This is a genomic window from Candidatus Pseudothioglobus sp. Uisw_086, assembly GCF_048085745.1.
GTDB lineage: Bacteria > Pseudomonadota > Gammaproteobacteria > PS1 > Pseudothioglobaceae > Pseudothioglobus.
Genome location: NZ_CP159803.1, coordinates 1,270,302 through 1,288,167, shown reverse-complemented (window position 1 = coordinate 1,288,167; position 17,866 = coordinate 1,270,302). Strand labels below are relative to the sequence as shown.

Annotated in this window: 18 protein-coding genes and 1 other RNA gene; 10 read left to right on the top strand and 9 right to left on the bottom strand. The window is 37.0% G+C overall.

Annotated elements, in window-relative coordinates:
- Positions 1–18: 18 nt before the first annotated feature.
- Genes recA through tgt form a run of 3 tightly spaced genes read left to right on the top strand, consistent with a single transcriptional unit; the run spans position 19 to position 2,607 of the window.
- Entirely contained in the window at positions 19–1,068 is a 1,050-nt protein-coding gene (gene recA, locus ABXT49_RS06500; RefSeq protein WP_416651328.1) for a recombinase RecA, read from the top strand.
- Positions 1,043–1,468, top strand: a complete 426-nt coding sequence (locus ABXT49_RS06495) for a regulatory protein RecX (RefSeq protein ID WP_416651327.1) — start codon at positions 1,043–1,045, stop codon at positions 1,466–1,468. The genes recA and ABXT49_RS06495 overlap by 26 nt, the downstream gene beginning before the upstream one ends.
- Before the next feature lie 38 nt (positions 1,469–1,506).
- Complete coding sequence (tgt, locus tag ABXT49_RS06490; RefSeq protein ID WP_416651326.1) at positions 1,507–2,607, top strand: tRNA guanosine(34) transglycosylase Tgt; 1,101 nt, start codon at positions 1,507–1,509, stop codon at positions 2,605–2,607.
- Between the two features lie 11 nt (positions 2,608–2,618).
- On the opposite strand, the gene mrdA is transcribed toward tgt, so the two are convergent.
- Genes mrdA through ABXT49_RS06470 form a run of 4 tightly spaced genes read right to left on the bottom strand, consistent with a single transcriptional unit; the run spans position 2,619 to position 6,806 of the window.
- On the bottom strand, positions 2,619–4,472 hold the full coding sequence (gene mrdA / locus ABXT49_RS06485) for a penicillin-binding protein 2 (protein WP_416651324.1): 1,854 nt from the start codon (positions 4,470–4,472) through the stop codon (positions 2,619–2,621).
- 13 nt (positions 4,473–4,485) lie between these two features.
- Positions 4,486–4,953 (bottom strand): rod shape-determining protein MreD, encoded by a 468-nt coding sequence (mreD, locus tag ABXT49_RS06480; protein WP_416651323.1) that lies wholly within the window; start codon positions 4,951–4,953, stop codon positions 4,486–4,488.
- Positions 4,946–5,749 carry a rod shape-determining protein MreC gene (gene mreC, locus ABXT49_RS06475; protein ID WP_416651321.1) on the bottom strand — a complete coding sequence of 268 codons (804 nt, stop codon included), beginning with the start codon at positions 5,747–5,749 and terminating at the stop codon, positions 4,946–4,948. The genes mreD and mreC overlap by 8 nt, the downstream gene beginning before the upstream one ends.
- A gap of 25 nt (positions 5,750–5,774) precedes the next feature.
- Entirely contained in the window at positions 5,775–6,806 is a 1,032-nt protein-coding gene (locus ABXT49_RS06470) for a rod shape-determining protein (RefSeq protein ID WP_416651319.1), read from the bottom strand.
- Positions 6,807–6,898: 92 nt separating this feature from the next.
- On the opposite strand from ABXT49_RS06470, the gene ABXT49_RS06465 reads away from it, so the two are divergent.
- From ABXT49_RS06465 to ABXT49_RS06445, 5 genes are all read left to right on the top strand, one after another.
- The gene (locus ABXT49_RS06465) at positions 6,899–8,395 is read left to right on the top strand and encodes a fumarate hydratase (RefSeq protein WP_416651317.1); all 1,497 of its coding nucleotides are present in this window, start codon (positions 6,899–6,901) and stop codon (positions 8,393–8,395) included.
- Positions 8,396–8,461: 66 nt separating this feature from the next.
- Positions 8,462–8,813, top strand: an RNA gene (gene rnpB, locus ABXT49_RS06460) — RNase P RNA component class A.
- Positions 8,814–8,883: 70 nt separating this feature from the next.
- Entirely contained in the window at positions 8,884–9,213 is a 330-nt protein-coding gene (locus tag ABXT49_RS06455) for a DMT family transporter (protein WP_271541098.1), read from the top strand.
- A 6-nt stretch (positions 9,214–9,219) separates the two neighbouring features.
- Positions 9,220–9,951 carry an aspartate/glutamate racemase family protein gene (locus tag ABXT49_RS06450; protein ID WP_416651315.1) on the top strand — a complete coding sequence of 244 codons (732 nt, stop codon included), beginning with the start codon at positions 9,220–9,222 and terminating at the stop codon, positions 9,949–9,951.
- Between the two features lie 109 nt (positions 9,952–10,060).
- Positions 10,061–10,564 (top strand): Lrp/AsnC family transcriptional regulator, encoded by a 504-nt coding sequence (locus ABXT49_RS06445; protein WP_416651313.1) that lies wholly within the window; start codon positions 10,061–10,063, stop codon positions 10,562–10,564.
- On the opposite strand, the gene ABXT49_RS06440 is transcribed toward ABXT49_RS06445, so the two are convergent.
- Both ABXT49_RS06440 and ABXT49_RS06435 read right to left on the bottom strand, forming a co-directional pair.
- Positions 10,557–11,735: a M24 family metallopeptidase gene (locus ABXT49_RS06440; protein WP_416651312.1), complete on the bottom strand. Its 1,179-nt coding sequence runs from the start codon at positions 11,733–11,735 to the stop codon at positions 10,557–10,559. The two genes, ABXT49_RS06445 and ABXT49_RS06440, sit on opposite strands and share 8 nt — an antisense overlap.
- An 18-nt stretch (positions 11,736–11,753) precedes the next feature.
- Complete coding sequence (locus ABXT49_RS06435) at positions 11,754–12,947, bottom strand: cystathionine gamma-synthase family protein (RefSeq protein ID WP_416651311.1); 1,194 nt, start codon at positions 12,945–12,947, stop codon at positions 11,754–11,756.
- 256 nt (positions 12,948–13,203) lie between these two features.
- On the opposite strand from ABXT49_RS06435, the gene ABXT49_RS06430 reads away from it, so the two are divergent.
- Positions 13,204–14,151 carry a DMT family transporter gene (locus ABXT49_RS06430; RefSeq protein ID WP_416651309.1) on the top strand — a complete coding sequence of 316 codons (948 nt, stop codon included), beginning with the start codon at positions 13,204–13,206 and terminating at the stop codon, positions 14,149–14,151.
- On the opposite strand, the gene prmC is transcribed toward ABXT49_RS06430, so the two are convergent.
- Entirely contained in the window at positions 14,143–14,937 is a 795-nt protein-coding gene (gene prmC, locus ABXT49_RS06425; protein ID WP_416651308.1) for a peptide chain release factor N(5)-glutamine methyltransferase, read from the bottom strand. The genes ABXT49_RS06430 and prmC overlap by 9 nt on opposite strands.
- 143 nt (positions 14,938–15,080) lie before the next feature.
- Between prmC and ABXT49_RS06420 the strand changes: the two genes are divergently transcribed.
- On the top strand, positions 15,081–15,530 hold the full coding sequence (locus tag ABXT49_RS06420) for a tRNA (cytidine(34)-2'-O)-methyltransferase (RefSeq protein WP_416651306.1): 450 nt from the start codon (positions 15,081–15,083) through the stop codon (positions 15,528–15,530).
- A 10-nt stretch (positions 15,531–15,540) separates the two neighbouring features.
- Here ABXT49_RS06420 and fmt read toward each other — a convergent pair whose 3' ends face one another.
- Together fmt and argH are read right to left on the bottom strand one after the other, a co-directional pair.
- Positions 15,541–16,470 (bottom strand): methionyl-tRNA formyltransferase, encoded by a 930-nt coding sequence (gene fmt / locus ABXT49_RS06415; protein WP_416651304.1) that lies wholly within the window; start codon positions 16,468–16,470, stop codon positions 15,541–15,543.
- Positions 16,470–17,855 carry an argininosuccinate lyase gene (gene argH / locus ABXT49_RS06410; protein ID WP_416651302.1) on the bottom strand — a complete coding sequence of 462 codons (1,386 nt, stop codon included), beginning with the start codon at positions 17,853–17,855 and terminating at the stop codon, positions 16,470–16,472. Before argH ends, fmt begins: the two co-directional genes overlap by 1 nt.
- Positions 17,856–17,866: the final 11 nt, after the last annotated feature.

Here is a 17,866-nt window from a genome sequence, read left to right as displayed (position 1 = left end):
TTTACGCGGGAGTACGGAGTGGATGAAAAGAAAAAACAAGCACTGCAAGTAGCACTTGGACAAATTGAAAAACAGTTTGGAAAAGGGTCTGTTATGTTTTTGGGTGACGAAGAGGCTAGAAGTGATATTGAAGCTGTTTCAACGGGTAGTTTAAGTCTTGATATAGCCTTAGGAATTGGTGGCTTACCTAGAGGTAGAGTTGTTGAAATTTATGGCCCTGAGTCTTCAGGAAAGACAACTATGACTCTTCATGTTATCGCAGAAATGCAAAAATTAGGAGGAACAGCGGCATTTATTGATGCAGAGCATGCTTTAGATCCTTCTTATGCAAGAAAATTGGGCGTAAATACAGATGATCTTCTTATTTCTCAGCCTGATACTGGTGAGCAAGCTTTAGAAATTACAGATATGCTAGTTCGTTCTGGAAGTGTTGATATTGTTGTTATTGACTCAGTTGCTGCGTTAACACCTAAAGCAGAAATCGAGGGCGAAATGGGCGCTTCGCATATGGGCTTACAAGCCAGGCTAATGTCTCAAGCATTAAGAAAACTAACATCTAATATAAAGCGAACTAATACTATGGTAATCTTTATTAATCAACTTAGAATGAAGATTGGTGTAATGTTTGGAAATCCTGAGACTACAACTGGTGGTAATGCGCTTAAATTTTATGCTTCAGTAAGACTTGATATTCGAAGAATTGGTGCTATTAAAAAAGGCGATGAAATTCTTGGAAATGAGACGCGCGTTAAGGTTCTTAAAAATAAGGTAGCTCCTCCATTTAAAAAGGCTGAGTTTCAAATTTTATATAATCAAGGAATCTCCAGGGAGAGTGAGATAATTGACTTAGGAGTTGAGCATGGCTTTGTTGAAAAGGCAGGAGCTTGGTATAGTGTTGAGGGGGAAAGAATTGGTCAAGGTAAAGATAATTCTCGTGACTTCTTAAAAGAAAATACTAAGATGAGTCAAATGCTGGAGGCTAAAATTCGTGAGAAATTAATGAGTAAGGATAATGACGAAATACAGCCAGTAAAGAGTAATAATGACGAAACAGAGTCAGCAGAGTAAATGCTACGCAGCTGCATTAAAGATGTTAATGAGGCGAGAGCACTCCAAATTAGAATTAAGAAAAAAATTAAATCTTAAAGATTTTGATGATGCTGTAATTAACGACAGCATCTCTTTATTAGCTGAGCAAAAATACCAAAGTGATGAAAGGTTTTCTGAGGCTTTCATACTTATGCGCTTCAACCAAGGCAAAGGACCAAAAAAAATTTCTATGGAGCTTAAATCAAGGGGTATTAGTAAGTTTGATTTAACTTTATTTAATTGGTTTGAGCTTGCAAAAGACGTCAAGTATAAAAAATTTGGAGACAGTAAATTTTTAGACTATAAAGAAAAATCTAAGCAAAAACGTTTTTTACAATCAAGAGGCTTTGGGTTTGATGAAATAAATCAAGCATTCTAACTAAAGCTAAAAAATCATATATTTTTTATAACCTTACTATGAAATTTGAACTTAAACATACAGATAATAAAGCTCGATTAGGTAAGCTCACTTTTGAGCGTGGTGAGGTTAATACCCCAGCTTTTATGCCCGTGGGAACTTATGGAACAGTTAAGGCAATGACTGTTGATGAGGTGAGGGATTTAGGCGCTGAAATTATCCTAGGGAATACATTTCACTTATCAATAACGCCAACTACGGAAGTGATTGAAGCTCATGGTGATCTCCATGATTTTATGAATTGGCCAGGTCCAATTCTAACTGATTCTGGTGGGTTCCAAGTCTTTAGCTTGGGTAAGATGCGTAAAATAACTGAGCAAGGCGTTAAATTCAGATCACCAAAGGATGGGTCAGCAATTTTTATGGGTCCTGAGGAGTCTATGCAAATTCAGTATAAACTGGGCTCAGATATTGTTATGATATTTGATGATTGCACGGCTTATCCCTCTGAAAAAAATGTTGTTGATCAATCTATGCAGCTGTCACTAAGATGGGCAAAAAGATCTTTAGAGGAACACAAAAGGCTCAACAATAAAAATGCTCTTTTTGGAATTATTCAGGGAGGAATGCATAAAGAGCTTCGTCTTCAATCAGCTAAGTCGTTAGTTGAGATGAATTTTGATGGTTATGCTATTGGTGGTTTGTCAGTTGGGGAGCCAAAAGAAGAAATGATGGATGTTCTCAGCTACTTGCCTAATCATATGCCTTCTAAGAAGCCAAGGTATCTTATGGGTGTTGGAACTCCTGCAGATTTAGTTGAGGGTGTTGCAGCTGGGGTTGATATGTTCGACTGTGTAATGCCATCTCGTAATGCGAGAAATGGGTACTTATTTACTTCAGAGGGCGTTGTAAAAATTCGAAATGCAAAATATAAGAAAGATACTAGCCCTCTAGATCCTAATTGTAATTGCTCAACTTGTCAAAATTATTCAAGGGCATATCTTCACCACTTACAAAAATCAAATGAAATTCTAGGGTCCCGCCTAAACACCCTTCATAATCTTTTCTATTACCAGTATTTGATGAAGTCAATTAGAGCGGCAATTAAGAGTAATACATTTTCTGAATTTAGAAAAAAATTCTATGCTGAAAAGCTATAAAGAGATTTAATCTAATTTAGTGTATTTAGCTCAACTGGATTTTTAATAAAGTATTCGTCTAATAGTTCTCTTGCCAAAGGTGCTGCTTTTGAGCTGCCACTGCCTGCATTTTCAACAATAATAGCAATTGCCACTTGAGGATCTTCAATAGGTGCAAACCCAGTAAATAGAGCATGATCCCTTAATTTCTCTTCAATATTTTCAGCAATGTACTCTTCTTCTGGGTCAAGACCAAAAACCTGTGCAGTTCCAGTTTTACCCGCTAGGCTATATTTAAGCTTATTGTTAAGTCTTTTAGCTGTACCAAATTTGCCATATACCGTTTGCTTCATTGCTTCAATAATTAGCTCCCAATTATTGATATCCTTTATAGGTATTTGATTTGATTTTAGGTTTTGTTCTTCAAATAAATCACCATTTTTTGATTGAGAATGCATCATTACTTGGGGTATTAATAACTGACCTTTGTTTGCTATAGCTGCTGTTGCTAAAGCGAGTTGAAGAGGGCTTGCAGTCATAAAACCTTGGCCAATTCCTGTTATAAGAGTTTCTCCTCTATACCAAGGCTCGTCCTTATTAATCTTTTTCCACTCTCTAGAGGGAAGGATGCCGCCAAGTTCTCCTGGCAAGTCAATTCCTGTTTTTTTGCCAAATTGAAAATATGAAAGGCTGTCATGAATTTGATCAATGCCCATATTGAAAGCTAAATCATAGAAAAATACATCACATGATTGAGCAATAGCCTCAATCACATCTACTTTCCCATGACCAGTTCGTTTCCAGTCATTAAACTTTCTAGAGTAATTATTTAATTTGTAGTATCCAGGACAAAAGGTAGTATCTTTAATAGTTATATTATTAAGCTCTAAACCAGCAAGAGCAACCATTGGCTTGATAGTCGATCCAGGAGGGTAGAGTCCTTTAATGCTTCTATCAAAAAGTGGCAAATCTTCATTACTACTGAGCTCATTATATCTTTCGACTGAAATTCCATTAACAAACCAATTGGGATTATATAAAGGGGTACTGACTAGACTGAGTATTGACCCATCTTTAACATTTATAAGTGCGATAACACCTCTACTATCTCCGAGAAGAGATTCAGCTTTAAGTTGCAAGTCTATATCAATATTTAAGTAGATATCTTGGCCAGCGATAGAGGGTGTTATAATTTTGGTGTCCACAATTCGGCCAGCTACATTTCGCTCAATTTGTTTTATACCAGATTGCCCATGAAGTAGCTTTTCATATTGTTTTTCAATACCTGTTTTGCCAACAAAATTTGTGCCATTATAATTTTTTTTATCATAAATACTTTTATCTGTTTTACTCATTGAAGAGACATATCCAATGAGATGAGCGCTCGATCCTCCATAAGGATAAACTCGATGAAAATATGGCTCAACCTCAACACCAGAGATTTGGTTTTCTACTAAAAATGAGGCAACTGATGACTCAGAGAGATTAAATTTTAAGGGTATGTTATGAAATTTTTTAAAGCGACTTAATTTTTTATTAAATTTTTTAATATCTTCATAAGTAATTAAATCACTTCTTTCTAACCCTATCAATGTTTCGTTTAAATTGGTTACTTTTTCTGGAGTGATTGTTAATATATAAGAAAATTCATTAGTTGCTAAAATTTTCCCATTTCGATCTAGAATATCACCCCTAATTGGAGTTATAGGGAGATTTTGCATTTGATTGCCAAGCGCCTCTTCTAAATAGTAATCATGCTTAGTTACTTGAAGATTAAACAGTCTTACTATTAGGATCAGAGTTATCGAAAGCATTATGATTGCAGAAAAAATTACTCTTGATTTGAATACTACTTTTTCGCGCTTAATGTTTCCAATTTTTTCCATATCTTTAACTTAATTATTGTTTAAGCTTTGCTAATAAGTATCGAATTAAGGGCCATAAAATTGCACTAGTAAATGGAGAAAGTAATATCAGCCACTCAAAATTAAGGCCTTGAGTTAATTGATGGACCAATAAAAATATAATCAAGTAAATTATAGATCCTAAAAAAATATAAACTTGTTGAGTCGTTAAATTTGAAACAAAAAAAGATTTTTTTACATTTAAGATAAAAGCAGAGCTAAGTACTAGGGCAGCAGCGTTTTGACCTAGAGTTCCTCCCTCAATAATATCAAGTAATATTCCAAGAATAAATGCAGTAATATAGTTATTCTTACCATTTGAATAAATAACCCAGTAGCTAAAAAAAGGAAATAACCAAAAAGGAGAGGCAAGCTCTAGAAAAGACGGCAACGAAATTGCACCAGTAATAAATGCAATAATAGATATTTTAACTAGAAGAAAGAAGTGATTTGAATTAGTCATTTTTTCCTTTAATGATAAGGACCATTTCTAATTTATTCATATTTTGAGATGGCTGAAGCTTAATCGATAGAAATGAGGCATCTAAAGAATCATCAATTGAAGTTACTCTTCCAACAGGATAGCCGGATGGGTATGAATTACCAATTCCACTAGTAAGGAATAAATCTCCAACTTTAACATCTGAATCTAATGGTACATACTCAACTATCATGCCTTTTTCATTTGATGCAATTCCTTTGGTGATGCCTCGAATTCCATTTCTTGAGTTTTTAACGGGCATAAATTGGGTGGGGTCAGTTAGAAGACGAACCGTTGAGAACAAAGGAGTAACTTGTATAACTTGACCGACTGCCCCATCTGAGCCAATGATAAGTTGAGATAGAGCCACTTCATTATTTAAACCCTTGTCAATAACTATTTTGTTGGATAGCCTAGATTGAGAGATTGACTTAACACGTGCAAGCAAAACATCATGATTTGGTATTTCATAGCTTGAATCTAATAGTCCTGAAATTTTTTGATTTTCTAAAGCTAGATTATTGTATTTCTGAAGCCTTACTTTAAGTTCAATTAATTGACCTTTTAGATAATCATTTTCACCAGTTAGAGTCTCATTATCAGCACCCTTGTCGTTGACCCAATCAATAACTTGGCTGGGCAAATCAACAATTACATAAATTGGGCTGAGAAGAGTTAGGGTGAATTTTTTAAAATTATCTAAGTAAGAAAATCGAGTATCTAATACAATTAAGATAATTGAAAGAAGTACTGGTACGAAAAGTTTGACAAGCCGCATTATTAATTCCTCGACTTATTTAGACTCACTCAGCAGCTAAAAATCCCATATCATGCTGATTAATCATTTCTAGAGCAATCCCTCCGCCTCTTGCAACACAGGTAAGTGGATCATCTGCAATAGTAACGGGCAGGTTTGTTTGATTATGAATTAGCTTATCAAGACCCTCTAAAAGTGCACCACCACCAGTAATAACCAGGCCATTTTGCGCAATATCTGATGATAATTCAGGAGGCGTTTGCTCAAGGGCTGTTCTTAGTGCGCTGATTATCATTCCAAGAGGCTCACTCAAGGCCTCTAATATCTCAGAATTAGTTACTTCAAAAGCAACAGGTAACCCGGTAGAAACTGCACGTCCTCTAAATTCGTTCTTTCGAATAATTTTCGATTCAAAAGCACTTCCAACCTCTTCTTTTATTTGCTCAGCAGTTGCCTCGCCGATAATAATGCCGTGGACCCTTCTTACAAATTTAACAATAGTGTCATCAAAAACATCTCCTCCAACTCTTAGGGAGTCAGAATAAACAATTCCATTTAAAGATAGTATAGCTATCTCAGAGGTTCCACCACCAATATCAAGAACCATTGCACCTGAAGCCTCTTCAATGGCCATTCCAGCACCAAGCGCTGCAGCCATAGGCTCCTCAATAAGGTATACATCTCTTGCTCCAGCTCCTACAGCACTTTCTTTGATCGCGCGCCTTTCAACTTGAGTGGCGCCGCATGGGACACAAATTAACACCTTAGGACTTGGGGAGAAAAAACCTGCTTTTAAAACTTTTTTCATAAAGTATTGAAGCATTTTTTCAGTGACCTTAAAGTCAGCAATTACTCCATCTTTCATTGGTCTAATAGCTTCAATTGAGCCAGGAGTTCTTCCAAGCATATTTTTTGCTTCTTGACCTACAGCTATGACTGTAGACTCTAAAGCACCTTTTTCATGCCTTAATGCAACAACTGAAGGCTCATTGAGGACTACTTTACCGTCCATATAAATAAGTGTGTTAGCTGTTCCAAGATCGATTGATAGATTTTGGCCGTTGAATAAATTGAACATAAGGGAATCCTAGCAAAAAAATGATTAAAATGAAAAGAGATTATAATATATCTTGCTTTAATATACTAGACAATAGGTGAATCCAAATAAATATGATAATTAAACAAGACCATTTAGTACAGAGTATTCATTCTGCATTGCAATATATTTCTTATTATCATTCACCTGATTTTATTAGTGCAATGGTTTCGGCTTATGAAAGAGAGGCCAATCAAAGTGCAAAAAATGCGATATCTCAGATTTTAATTAACTCTAAGATGTGCGCTCTGGGTAAGAGGCCAATTTGTCAAGACACTGGGATTGTTAATGTTTTTGTTGAAGTTGGAATGGACATTCAGTGGGAGTCTGAGCTTACCCTCGAAGAGATGATCAATGAAGGAGTAAGGAGGGCCTACAATGAGCCTGATAACCGCTTAAGGGCTTCAATCGTTAGTGATCCATTGTTTAGTCGAAAAAATACTCAAGACAATACTCCTGCAGTTATCCATACCAAATTAGTTAAAGGAAATAAATTAGATATTACGGTTGCTGCAAAAGGAGGCGGCTCTGAAAACAAATCAAAGTTTACAGTTTTAAATCCTGATGATAATTTGACGGATTGGGTTCTGAAAACAATTCCAACGATGGGTGCGGGTTGGTGCCCTCCAGGAATGATAGGTATTGGAGTTGGCGGAACTGCTGAAAAAGCCATGCTAATGGCCAAATCAGCGCTCATGGATCCAATCGATATTAATCAAATTAAAGATAAAAGTGATCCCACTGAAATAGAATCCCTAAGAATTAATTTATTTAATAAGATCAACGCGCTTGGAATTGGCGCTCAAGGTCTGGGCGGTTTAACAACAGTTCTTGACGTTAAGATTCAAGATTATCCAACGCATGCAGCTTCACTGCCAGTTGCAATGATTCCAAACTGCGCTGCTACGAGACATGTCCACTTTACGTTAGATGGCTCTGGAGTTGCTGAATTGCCAGAGGTTGATTTAAGTCTCTATCCAGACTTGGAGATGGACGTTTCTAAGTACACAAAGGTAGATTTAAATAACCTAACTCAATCTCAAATGGAGCATTGGAATATTGGAGACACACTGCTACTATCTGGAACAATTATTACTGGAAGGGACGCTGCCCATAAGCGCCTTAAGTCAATGATTGATGATGGAGAGGGGCTTCCTAAAGGCGTTAATTTTGATAACAAATTTATATATTATGTTGGGCCAGTAGATGCTGTGGGTGATGAAGTGATAGGTCCAGCAGGCCCAACAACTGCGAGTAGGATGGATAAATTTACTGACATGATGCTAAAAAACACAGGAATTTTGGGCATGATTGGTAAGGCTGAGCGCGGCGAATCAACTATTAAAAGTATTAAAAAGCACAAGGCAACTTATTTGATTGCTGTTGGCGGCGCTGCTTACTTAATTTCTAAGTCCATTAAGAAGGCAAAAGTTGTTGCCTTTGAGGAGATGGGAATGGAGGCGATTTATGAACTTGAAGTTAAAGATATGCCGGTAACTGTCGCAGTTGATACTGATGGTGAAAATATCCATCAAGTGCTGGATAATATTCCTATAACCTTTCAGAGTTAGACAAAGTCTTTATTCGATTTTAGTGCACTGTTTAAACGGTGAATTCCTAGCGTATAATTTTCCCTTGAAGTTGGCCGGATGGTCGCCGAGTGCAATTGCGCTAGGAGGAAAGTCCGGGCTCCAAAGAGCAAAGTGCTAGTTAACGGCTAGGCGCAGTGATGCGACGGAAAGTGCAGCAGAAAATAAACCGCCTGTTTCGATAGGTAAGGGTGAAATGGTGAGGTAAGAGCTCACCGCGTACTTAGTGATAAGTGTGGCATGGTAAACCCCACTTGGAGCAAGCTCAAATAGGAAGGCATTGGCGCTGCTCGCGTTGTCTTCGGGTAGAGTGCTAAAGATGCTTGGTGACAAGTATCGTAGATGAATGACTATCATGACTTTGGTCATACAGAACCCGGCTTATAGGCCAACTTCAATTATCTTTTATAGTTCTTGTAAAGTTTATTTCTTAAGGTTATACTGTGATTTTTACAGTCACTTTAATCTTTATGACTTACGTTTACTTAGCGCTTGCTATTGTAGCTGAAGTAGCTGGAACAACGCTTTTAAAGGCTACAGAAGAGTTCACTAGACTCGTACCAACCACATTTTTGGTTGTCTTCTACCTTATTTCTTTTTGGCTAATGACTCTTGCTTTAAGAGAATTGCCGTTAGGCGTGGTGTATGCTGTTTGGTCTGGTTTAGGTATTGTTTTGGTTGCATGTTCTGGGGCAATTATTTATAAGGAGATGCCAGATCTTGCCTCATTTATTGGTATGGCGTTAATTATTTCAGGTGTGGTTGTGATGCACCTATTCTCAACATCAATTAAACATTAATTTATTATGACTATAGAATCAAAAAAATATCAAATATCTGACGCTTTGAGCGAGAGAAGGGATAGGCCATCAGTAGGACTGATAGTTTTAAATACAGATTTCACCTTTGAGCGTGACTTTGTAAGAATGTACACAGAGCAAAAACCAGACTATGACTTTTATTTCAACCGAATTCATTTTGCAAACCCTATGACCCCAGAGTCTTTAGCAGCAATTGGCGACGATTTGACTGATGCTGCAGCACTAATACTTCCTAATTATGATCTCGACTTAGTTGTATTTAATTGCACCTCTTCATCATCCATAGTTGGCGATGAGGCAATAGAGTCTGCAATTCATGAAAGTAAGCCAACTGCAAAAGTTCTTTCTACCTCTCAAGCGGTTGTTGCAAATTTTAAGGCGCGAGGCTTTAAAAAAATCAGCGTTTTAACGCCTTATAGTGAAGAAGTTTCCTCTCTTTTGAGGAGTTATTTAGAGCGTAATGGTGTTGAAATGGTGTCGTCAATGCATATGGATATGGATGATGACAGAGATGTTGCTATGCTCCCTGCCGATGAAATCATTGCAGCAGCAAAGGCAGCAATTCATGAGGATGCGGATGCGATTTTTATATCGTGTACAGCAATGAGATCAGCAGAAATAATTCCTGAAATTGAAGCGGCTATTGGTAAACCAGTTTTTACTTCAAACCAGGCTACTTTTGATCAAATTTCTCAAATTATCGGCAGTCTTAATTAGCCAGACTAAAGCATCTCTAAGGCCTGTAAAGTACTGATTATTAACATTAATTCACACAGCAGTGAATTTTTTTGGTAAATTAAATACCATTTAGAGTCATAATAGTTCCATGCATAAGCTTGATGAAAGAGACATTCAAATACTGGTTATTCTTCAGAAAGAAGGAAGAATAACTAAAACTGCTCTTGCAGAAAAACTTAATTTATCACTTACCCCTTCCTGGGATCGACTCCAAAGATTAGAGGAGGCTGGGATTATTGAAAGCTACGGCGCAAGACTGTCTTCTTCATTTTTAGACAATTTTCATCTAGTAATTACTGAGGTTGAACTTGAGAGTCATAAGCAAGGCCAGTTTGCACGATTTGAAGAAGCTATACTGGGCTTTGATGAAGTACTCTCATGCTGGTCTGTGGGCGGAGGCCTAGACTACATATTAAAAGTCCTTGTTAAAGACGTTACTGGTTACCAAGAATTCATTAAGAGAGTCTTAAAGGCAGATATTGGCATGAGGCGTTATTTCAGTTATGCAGTCTTAAATAAAATCAAAGATACTGATGTTATTCCAGAAGGTTTAATCAAAAAGTCAGACCTAGTGAAGAGAAGCCTTACTTAACTAATAGTTTCCTGGGGACATTAGATAGGCATTCACCACCTTTACTTCCAACGCGAATACTCTCAGTCATTTCAAAGCCCCAGTCATCAAACCAGATCGCAGGCATAAAATGAAATGTCATGTTTTCTTCTAAAACTGTTTGATCAGTTCCTCGAAGACTCATTGTGCGTTCGCCCCAGTCAGGTGGGTAGCTGCAACCAATAGGGTAGCCGCATCGGTTATTTTTTTCATAGCCATATTTTTTCAGAGTCGCTGTAAAGTTGTCTGAAATCTGAGCGCAGGTATTGCCCGGCTTGAACATCTCGATAGCATTTACAATGCACTCATTAATTACCTTTTCAATGTCTAAGTAGTGCTGAGGGGGCGTTCCTAAAAATAAAGTTCTTGAGCAAGGGCAGTGATATCTTGCGTAAGCTCCTCCAAGCTCTAAAAACATACCTTCATTATCTTTTAGTGGTTCATCATTCCATGTCATATGACAGGCCGCCGCTTCTTCTCCTGCGCCAATAAGAGGAACGAATGAGGCGTAGTCTCCATAATGCCCTTGGTGTCCTTGAACGCCTGCGTGATATATTTCAGCAACTAAGTCATTTTTCTTCATTCCAGGTTCTGCCACCTGCATAACCCTTTCATAAACTCCTTCAATTACCTTACCTGCACGCTTCATATAAGTAATTTCAGTTTCAGATTTAACGGCTCTTTGCCAATTTACTAGCCCTGTCTGATCACTAAAAGTTGCTGTAGGTAGTGAACTATATAATGACTCTGCGGCTCTGGCAGAGAAATAATAGTTGTCTTTTTCTAGACCAATTCTTTTATTATGTAGACCTTTCTCTTTTAGGATATTGGCAAGGAACTCCATTGGATGTCTCTCGGGGCTCATCACATAATCATCTGGATATGAGAGGATATTATTTAACTCAAGGTCTGTAGTTAGTTCTGCCCCTTTTGCATCAATCCCTCTGCCATACCAAAAAAGACCACCATCTGTTGTAATTACAACACATTGATGAACATAAAATGACCAGCCATCATAACCCGTTAACCAGAACATATTAGCAGGGTCGTAAACAATTAAAACTTCTACGTTTAAAGCATTCATTGACTTGCGAGTCTTTAATTGTCTATCAAGGTACTCCTCTTGAGAAAATCTTCTTCTTTCTTGTTTCATTGTATTCTCCTAAAATTCTTAAGAAATTTCTTCAAATGCATGCCCTAAGTCAGCAATCAAATCCTCTACATCCTCAATTCCAGTTGAGTATCTGACTAAGCCTTCAGGAATGCCAGCTGCCCTTCGCTCTTCTGCGCTGCACTCTACATGACTTGTCGTTAATGGAGGACCAACTACCGTTTCAACGCATCCCAAATTAGCCGCCATATAGGCATATTTAAGTTTTGGTAAAAATTTCTTAATTGAATCTAGACCACCTTTAACAGAAAAACTTAACATTCCGCCGTATCCACCATTCATTTGTTCTTTAGCTATCTCATGCCCAGGATGAGATTCCAATCCAGGGTAATTAACCTGTTCAACCAAAGGATGATTTTGTAAATACGTTGCAATTAACATAGCGCTTTCATTTTGTCTTTCAACTCGAAGCTTTAATGTTTTCATACCTCTTAAGAGGCTATAGGCATCCATTGGAGCAAGGGTGGCGCCATTTATTTCACGGTAATGATAAACTTTCTTAACTAGGTCTTGATTGCCACAAATTATCCCTCCAAGAGCATCTGCGTGACCCCCTAGATATTTAGAGGCGGAATGCAGAGTAATATCAGCACCAAGCTCAAGCGGTCTTTGATTGATTGGAGTTGCAAATGTGTTATCAACAACAACTAGTGCACCTACTTTTTTAGCTGCCGCACTTAAGCGTTTGATATCTGTAATTTTAATGGTTGGATTGGTTGGCGTTTCTAAATATAACACCTTGCAGCCTTTAGCAATTTCGCTTTCTATTTGCTCATAATTACCCGTTTCACAAAGGCTAACATTAATATTAAGTGGCGGTAAAAATTCATTAAAAATGACATTTGTGCCCCCATAACTATCCTTGATTGAAACAAGGCGGTCGCCAGGCTTTAAAAAGGTAGCTAAGGTATTACTAATTGCCGCCATCCCCGAGGAAAAGCTAGTTGCCGCTTCAGCACCTTCAAGTTCTTTTACTTTGTCCTCAAAAGCGCGGACTGTTGGGTTTGTATTTCGAGAGTATATATGGCCTTCAGCTTCACCTAGGGCAACTTTATGCCAAGTATCAATATCTTCGTAGGCAAATGAAACGCTGTGAACGACTGGTACTTGAGTTGAGCGCTCATATAGTTCGTGCTCTTGCTCTCCACCCCAAATACTTTGAGTGGATTGACCGATGTGTTTTTTTTCAAGCATAAGTAACCTCTTATAGTTGCGTTGAGTATAAAAAAAAATGATAATAAATCACTTAAATCCTATTTTCAAGGCAGCGCTTAATAAGCCTTTATCTTGATAAAAATTATTATACATCCACTTCGATGCTTTTGACAATCTTGAATTTTCATATTGATCGAGATTTCAATAAACTTAGAGCAGTAAATAAATATTGCTAAATTAATAGTTTCTGATATATTGCGAGTCTGCAATACACCACATTCAACTCTTTAAAACTATGAGTATATCTACCTCAAAAGAGTCAACTGACAACAAAACAACAATTGTTAAGTCTAACTTTCTTTGTGTGTTTTCTATACTTCTTTTTGCAACGGGCTTTCCTGCTGCTGAATATTTATTAAAGGACTGGGATGTTGTTAGCGTAATCACAGCTCGAAATGTTTTTTCCTTTATTTTAATTTTTATAATTTGGTTATTTATTGAAGGAATACAAAAAGTCAAATCTGCTAAATGGTTAAAGGGTTTTTTAATAGGCTTATCAGGATTTGGAATTGGGGCTTTTTTAATCCTTATGCTTCAATCATTAACAACACCAGTAATCGCAGCACTGGCGGTAGCCACAATGCCAGTTTTTGCTGTGAGTTTGGAGATGCTTCTTGATGGACGCAAAATGACATTATGGTTTTTCTTTGGTGTCGTTCTAGTATTACTTGGTGGCTATATTGCTTCAGGCGCCTCACTAAGAGAGGATAATGTTGGCATAGCTGCTCTCATAGGAATTATTGGAGTTGCATTATTTGCATGGGGCTCCAGAGCAACAGTCAAAAGCCTTCCTGGCATGTCTAACCTAGGTCAAACAGCAGTCACATCTTTTGGTATGGCGGGGCTATCAATATTCTTATATTTTGTCTGTAGTGTATTTTTTGATTTAACTAATGCTACGTCAATTATTACTATTGAGCATTTAGGCTTAGTACTTATTTACGCTTGGCTTGGGTTGGGAATTTCTCAAATTTTCTGGATAAAGGCTGTTAGTCAACTCGGAATTGGTTTGGCGTCATTTCATTTAAATGCTGTTCCATTCTACGTCATGTTTATGCTGTTTCTTCTTGGCGATAGCTGGATATGGCATCAAGCATTTGGAGCTTTAATCGTTATTTCTGGGGTTATATTAGCTCAACAAAAGTCTTCAAAGAAAAAAGCAGAATTTTTTGAGTTACCTTAGTTCTGCAAGGATTGCCCTATCGAGCTTATTGAGGTCTTTAAATGTTTTGATATTTGTAAAAGACTCTTCTAATAACTTAATAATTCTATCCTTTTGGTCATATCCGTGCTCAAGCAGTAAATATCCACCAATGTTAAGAAATTCTGTTGATTTGGTGATGATTTCTCTGATGTCATTAAGGCCATCATCGCCTGAGACTAAGGCCTCAATAGGTTCATATTTTAAATCTTCTAAGTGCGGGTCATGCTCATTAATATAGGGCGGGTTGCTGACAATTAAATCAAATTTTGTAAGAGGTAATGGGTCAAACCAGCTGCCACAATAAAAATCAATATCTTTAGTTGAATTGAGTTTGGCAATATTCAGCGCATCAATCGACTGATCAGTGGCTGAAATCTTCCATTTTGGACGCTTTTCAGAAAGAGTTATGGCTATTATGCCGCTTCCAGTTCCTAGGTCTAGTAGGCTTATTTTTTTATTTGTATCAAACGTATCAAGTGCAATGTCGATTAATAGTTCTGTTTCAGGTCTTGGAATTAAAGTTGCAGGTGAGACTATAAAATCAAGATCATAAAATCCTTGAGTGCCTTTGAGATAGGCAAAAGGTTTGCCATTACTTCTTTGCTTAATTAAATTATCAAGTGTTTTCAGTTCTGCATTATTTAGCTCATAATCCTGATTTGAAAACAACTGCTCTTTAGTTTGATCAAGTGCTAAACATAAAAGTTTTAATATATCTTTGACATCCATCTTAAGATAGTCTTTAGTCGATTTTCTTATAGACATGGAGTAAATTTAGGTTGCTTGAGATTGTAAAAAGCTTCTAATTTCTATGTAATATTTCATTTTTAATATTATATCAATAAGCGAGTTTTGGTAATTGGTTTATGTTCTATGGGATGATAATGTTATTTGTAAAAAGTAGCTGTATGTTAAATTTAGTTTTATACCAACCCGAGATACCCAGTAACACAGGAAGTTTAATACGTTTGTCAGCAAATATGGGTGCAAATCTTCACCTTATAAAGCCTTATGGATTTGAGATTAATGATAAGCGCTTAAGACGAGCTGGGCTTGACTATAAAGAATTAGCTCAGGTTTATGAATATGAAAATTTTGATGACTACTTAGACAAAGCTAACCCAGCTAAACTCTATTTTGTAAGTACAAAAGTCAGTAAGAGTTATGCTGACATTAAATACCATAGTGATGATTCATTTCTATTTGGCTCTGAAACTAAGGGCCTTCCAAAAGAGATAATGGATGAATATGATGGTATAACTCTACCTATGCAAAAAGGCTCGAGAAGTCTAAACCTTTCAAACTGTGTTTCAATTGTAGCTTATGAGGCTTGGAGACAGGTTGGATTTTCTAACTAAGAATATATTTTTAGCTTAGCTCAAGTAATTGGTAAGCATTATTAAAGTCTTTAATTGACACTTCATTTTTTCCAGCAAGCTGGACTCTCTTGAGGCTTAAGACGCCATTTCCAGTCGCAATATAACAATTATTTTTACTTTGCTCAATGATTGTACCTGGGATTTTTGAAGATTCATGTTGAACTTCATCAGCCTCAATAATTCTAATAACCTTGCTTTCGAATTGTTTAGCTTTTGCGTAAGTTTGAGCTATAGGTCTTGGATTAAAGGCTCTAATCATCAGGCTTATATTTTTTGCACTTTGATGCCAGTCTATTTGAGCTTCCCCTTTCACAATCTTTTTTGCATAAATCGCGTCTTTATTATTTTGAGGAGTGGCCTTTAATTCATTTAATCGATTTAAAGCATTAAAGATTAATTCAGCCCCCATGATTGATAATGAGTCCGTCAGTGATTGAGAGGTCTCATTGCTGGCAATTAAATATTTTTGTTTAAGTAAAACATCTCCAGTGTCCAGCCCCTCATTCATTTGCATTATTGAAATTCCAGTTTCTTTATCTCCTGCAAGGATCGCTCTTTCGATAGGGGCAGCTCCCCTCCATCTTGGTAGTAGAGATGCATGAATGTTAAGACATCCATGCCTTGGGGTTTTCAGTGCTTTACTTGGAAGTATCTGTCCATATGCTGCAACTACCATGATATCTGGATTTAGTGAGGTAAATATTTTTTGATTTTGCTTACTACTGAAATCTTCAGGCTGAATAACTCGCAAATTATTTTCTTCTGCATATAGTTTAACTGGGCAGGCTGTTAAAACCTTTCCTCTTCCTTTTGGCCTATCAGGCTGGCAATATACCCCAATTACCTCATGATTAGATTTATGAAGAATGGCTAGAGATTCGACAGCAAATTTAGGGGTTCCTGCAAAAACTATGCGCATTACTTAATGGATTTTCGTCCTGTTTTAATGGCAATTGAAATTTGATTTGGGGAGGTTCCACCTAGATGATTTCGAGAGTTAATAGATCCCTCTAGTGAGATTACATCAAAAATATCTTCTTCAATTAATGAGTTAAATTTTTTGAGCTCACCAATTGAAAATTCACTTAAGTCTTTACCATCTTTGATTCCATAAGAGACGGCCTTACCAACAACATCATGCGCATCTCTAAAAGCTAAACCCTTCTTTACAAGATAATCTGCTAAATCAGTTGCAGTTGTATAACCTTTAAGAGCAGATTGGTACATGTTTTCTTTGTTAGTTTTGATCGTTGGAACCATATCAGCAAAAACACGAAGACAAGAATAAATAGTTTCAACACTATCAAATAGCGGCTCTTTATCTTCCTGGTTATCCTTGTTGTATGCCAATGGCTGACCTTTCATTATTGTTAATAGGGAAATTAAATTACCAGTTACTCGGCCAGTCTTACCTCGCACTAATTCTGGAACATCTGGATTTTTCTTTTGAGGCATAATGGATGAGCCCGTGCAAAAGCTATCAGGAAGAGATATGAATTCAAATTGTGCGCTTGACCATAGAATTAGCTCTTCAGAAAACCTTGAAAGATGCATCATAATTAGACTCGCATTTGAAGCAAACTCAATCGCAAAATCACGGTCACTGACAGCATCAATCGAGTTTAAGCTTATTCGCTCAAATCCTAAAAGTTCAGCAGTACGTTCGCGATTAATTGGATAACTAGTTCCCGCAAGAGCAGCGCTCCCTAATGGCATTGTATTAATTCTTTTAAAGCTCTCTTGCAGGCGCTCACGATCTCGCTTGAGCATCTCAAAATAGGCCAGTAAATGATGGCCAAAGCTAATTGGCTGAGCAGCTTGAAGGTGAGTAAATCCAGGCATAATCGTTTCTTTTTCTTGCTCTGCAAGATCAAGAAGAGCATTTAAAAGTCTTTCTAACTCTTTTGTAATTAGCCGTACTTGATCTCTAAGGTAGAGTCTAATGTCAGTCGCAACTTGATCATTTCGAGAACGACCAGTATGAAGTTTTTTCCCTGAATCTCCACAAATTTCAGTTAACCTTGATTCAATATTCATGTGAACATCTTCCAGTTCAACTGACCAACTAAATTGATCATTAACTACTTCATCTTTGACTTTATCAAGACCTTCAAGAATTTGTTTTAGCTCAGTGCTTGTAAGGACATTAACTTCATAGAGCATTGTTGCATGAGCAATAGAGCCCTCAATGTCATAGAGTGCAAGAACTTTATCAAAGGTAACAGATGCGCCAAAAATTTTGACAAATTTATCTGTTGGCTCATTAAAGCGCCCACCCCATAAATGATTTTTTTTAGACTTCATAGTTCAATTTA

Excerpts from the sequence above, each read along its gene's own strand:
- fmt (WP_416651304.1), bottom strand. The coding sequence starts at position 16,470 with ATGCGCATAGTTTTTGCAGGAACCCCTAAATTTGCTGTCGAATCTCTA.
- ABXT49_RS06465 (WP_416651317.1), top strand. The coding sequence starts at position 6,899 with ATGATAATTAAACAAGACCATTTAGTACAGAGTATTCATTCTGCATTG.
- ABXT49_RS06495 (WP_416651327.1), top strand. The coding sequence starts at position 1,043 with ATGACGAAACAGAGTCAGCAGAGTAAATGCTACGCAGCTGCATTAAAG.
- argH (WP_416651302.1), bottom strand. The coding sequence starts at position 17,855 with ATGAAGTCTAAAAAAAATCATTTATGGGGTGGGCGCTTTAATGAGCCA.
- tgt (WP_416651326.1), top strand. The coding sequence starts at position 1,507 with ATGAAATTTGAACTTAAACATACAGATAATAAAGCTCGATTAGGTAAG.
- ABXT49_RS06470 (WP_416651319.1), bottom strand. The coding sequence starts at position 6,806 with ATGTTCAATTTATTCAACGGCCAAAATCTATCAATCGATCTTGGAACA.
- ABXT49_RS06435 (WP_416651311.1), bottom strand. The coding sequence starts at position 12,947 with ATGCTTGAAAAAAAACACATCGGTCAATCCACTCAAAGTATTTGGGGT.
- ABXT49_RS06445 (WP_416651313.1), top strand. The coding sequence starts at position 10,061 with ATGCATAAGCTTGATGAAAGAGACATTCAAATACTGGTTATTCTTCAG.
- prmC (WP_416651308.1), bottom strand. The coding sequence starts at position 14,937 with ATGTCTATAAGAAAATCGACTAAAGACTATCTTAAGATGGATGTCAAA.
- mreC (WP_416651321.1), bottom strand. The coding sequence starts at position 5,749 with ATGCGGCTTGTCAAACTTTTCGTACCAGTACTTCTTTCAATTATCTTA.
- mreD (WP_416651323.1), bottom strand. The coding sequence starts at position 4,953 with ATGACTAATTCAAATCACTTCTTTCTTCTAGTTAAAATATCTATTATT.
- ABXT49_RS06430 (WP_416651309.1), top strand. The coding sequence starts at position 13,204 with ATGAGTATATCTACCTCAAAAGAGTCAACTGACAACAAAACAACAATT.
- ABXT49_RS06455 (WP_271541098.1), top strand. The coding sequence starts at position 8,884 with ATGACTTACGTTTACTTAGCGCTTGCTATTGTAGCTGAAGTAGCTGGA.
- ABXT49_RS06450 (WP_416651315.1), top strand. The coding sequence starts at position 9,220 with ATGACTATAGAATCAAAAAAATATCAAATATCTGACGCTTTGAGCGAG.
- ABXT49_RS06420 (WP_416651306.1), top strand. The coding sequence starts at position 15,081 with ATGTTAAATTTAGTTTTATACCAACCCGAGATACCCAGTAACACAGGA.
- ABXT49_RS06440 (WP_416651312.1), bottom strand. The coding sequence starts at position 11,735 with ATGAAACAAGAAAGAAGAAGATTTTCTCAAGAGGAGTACCTTGATAGA.
- mrdA (WP_416651324.1), bottom strand. The coding sequence starts at position 4,472 with ATGGAAAAAATTGGAAACATTAAGCGCGAAAAAGTAGTATTCAAATCA.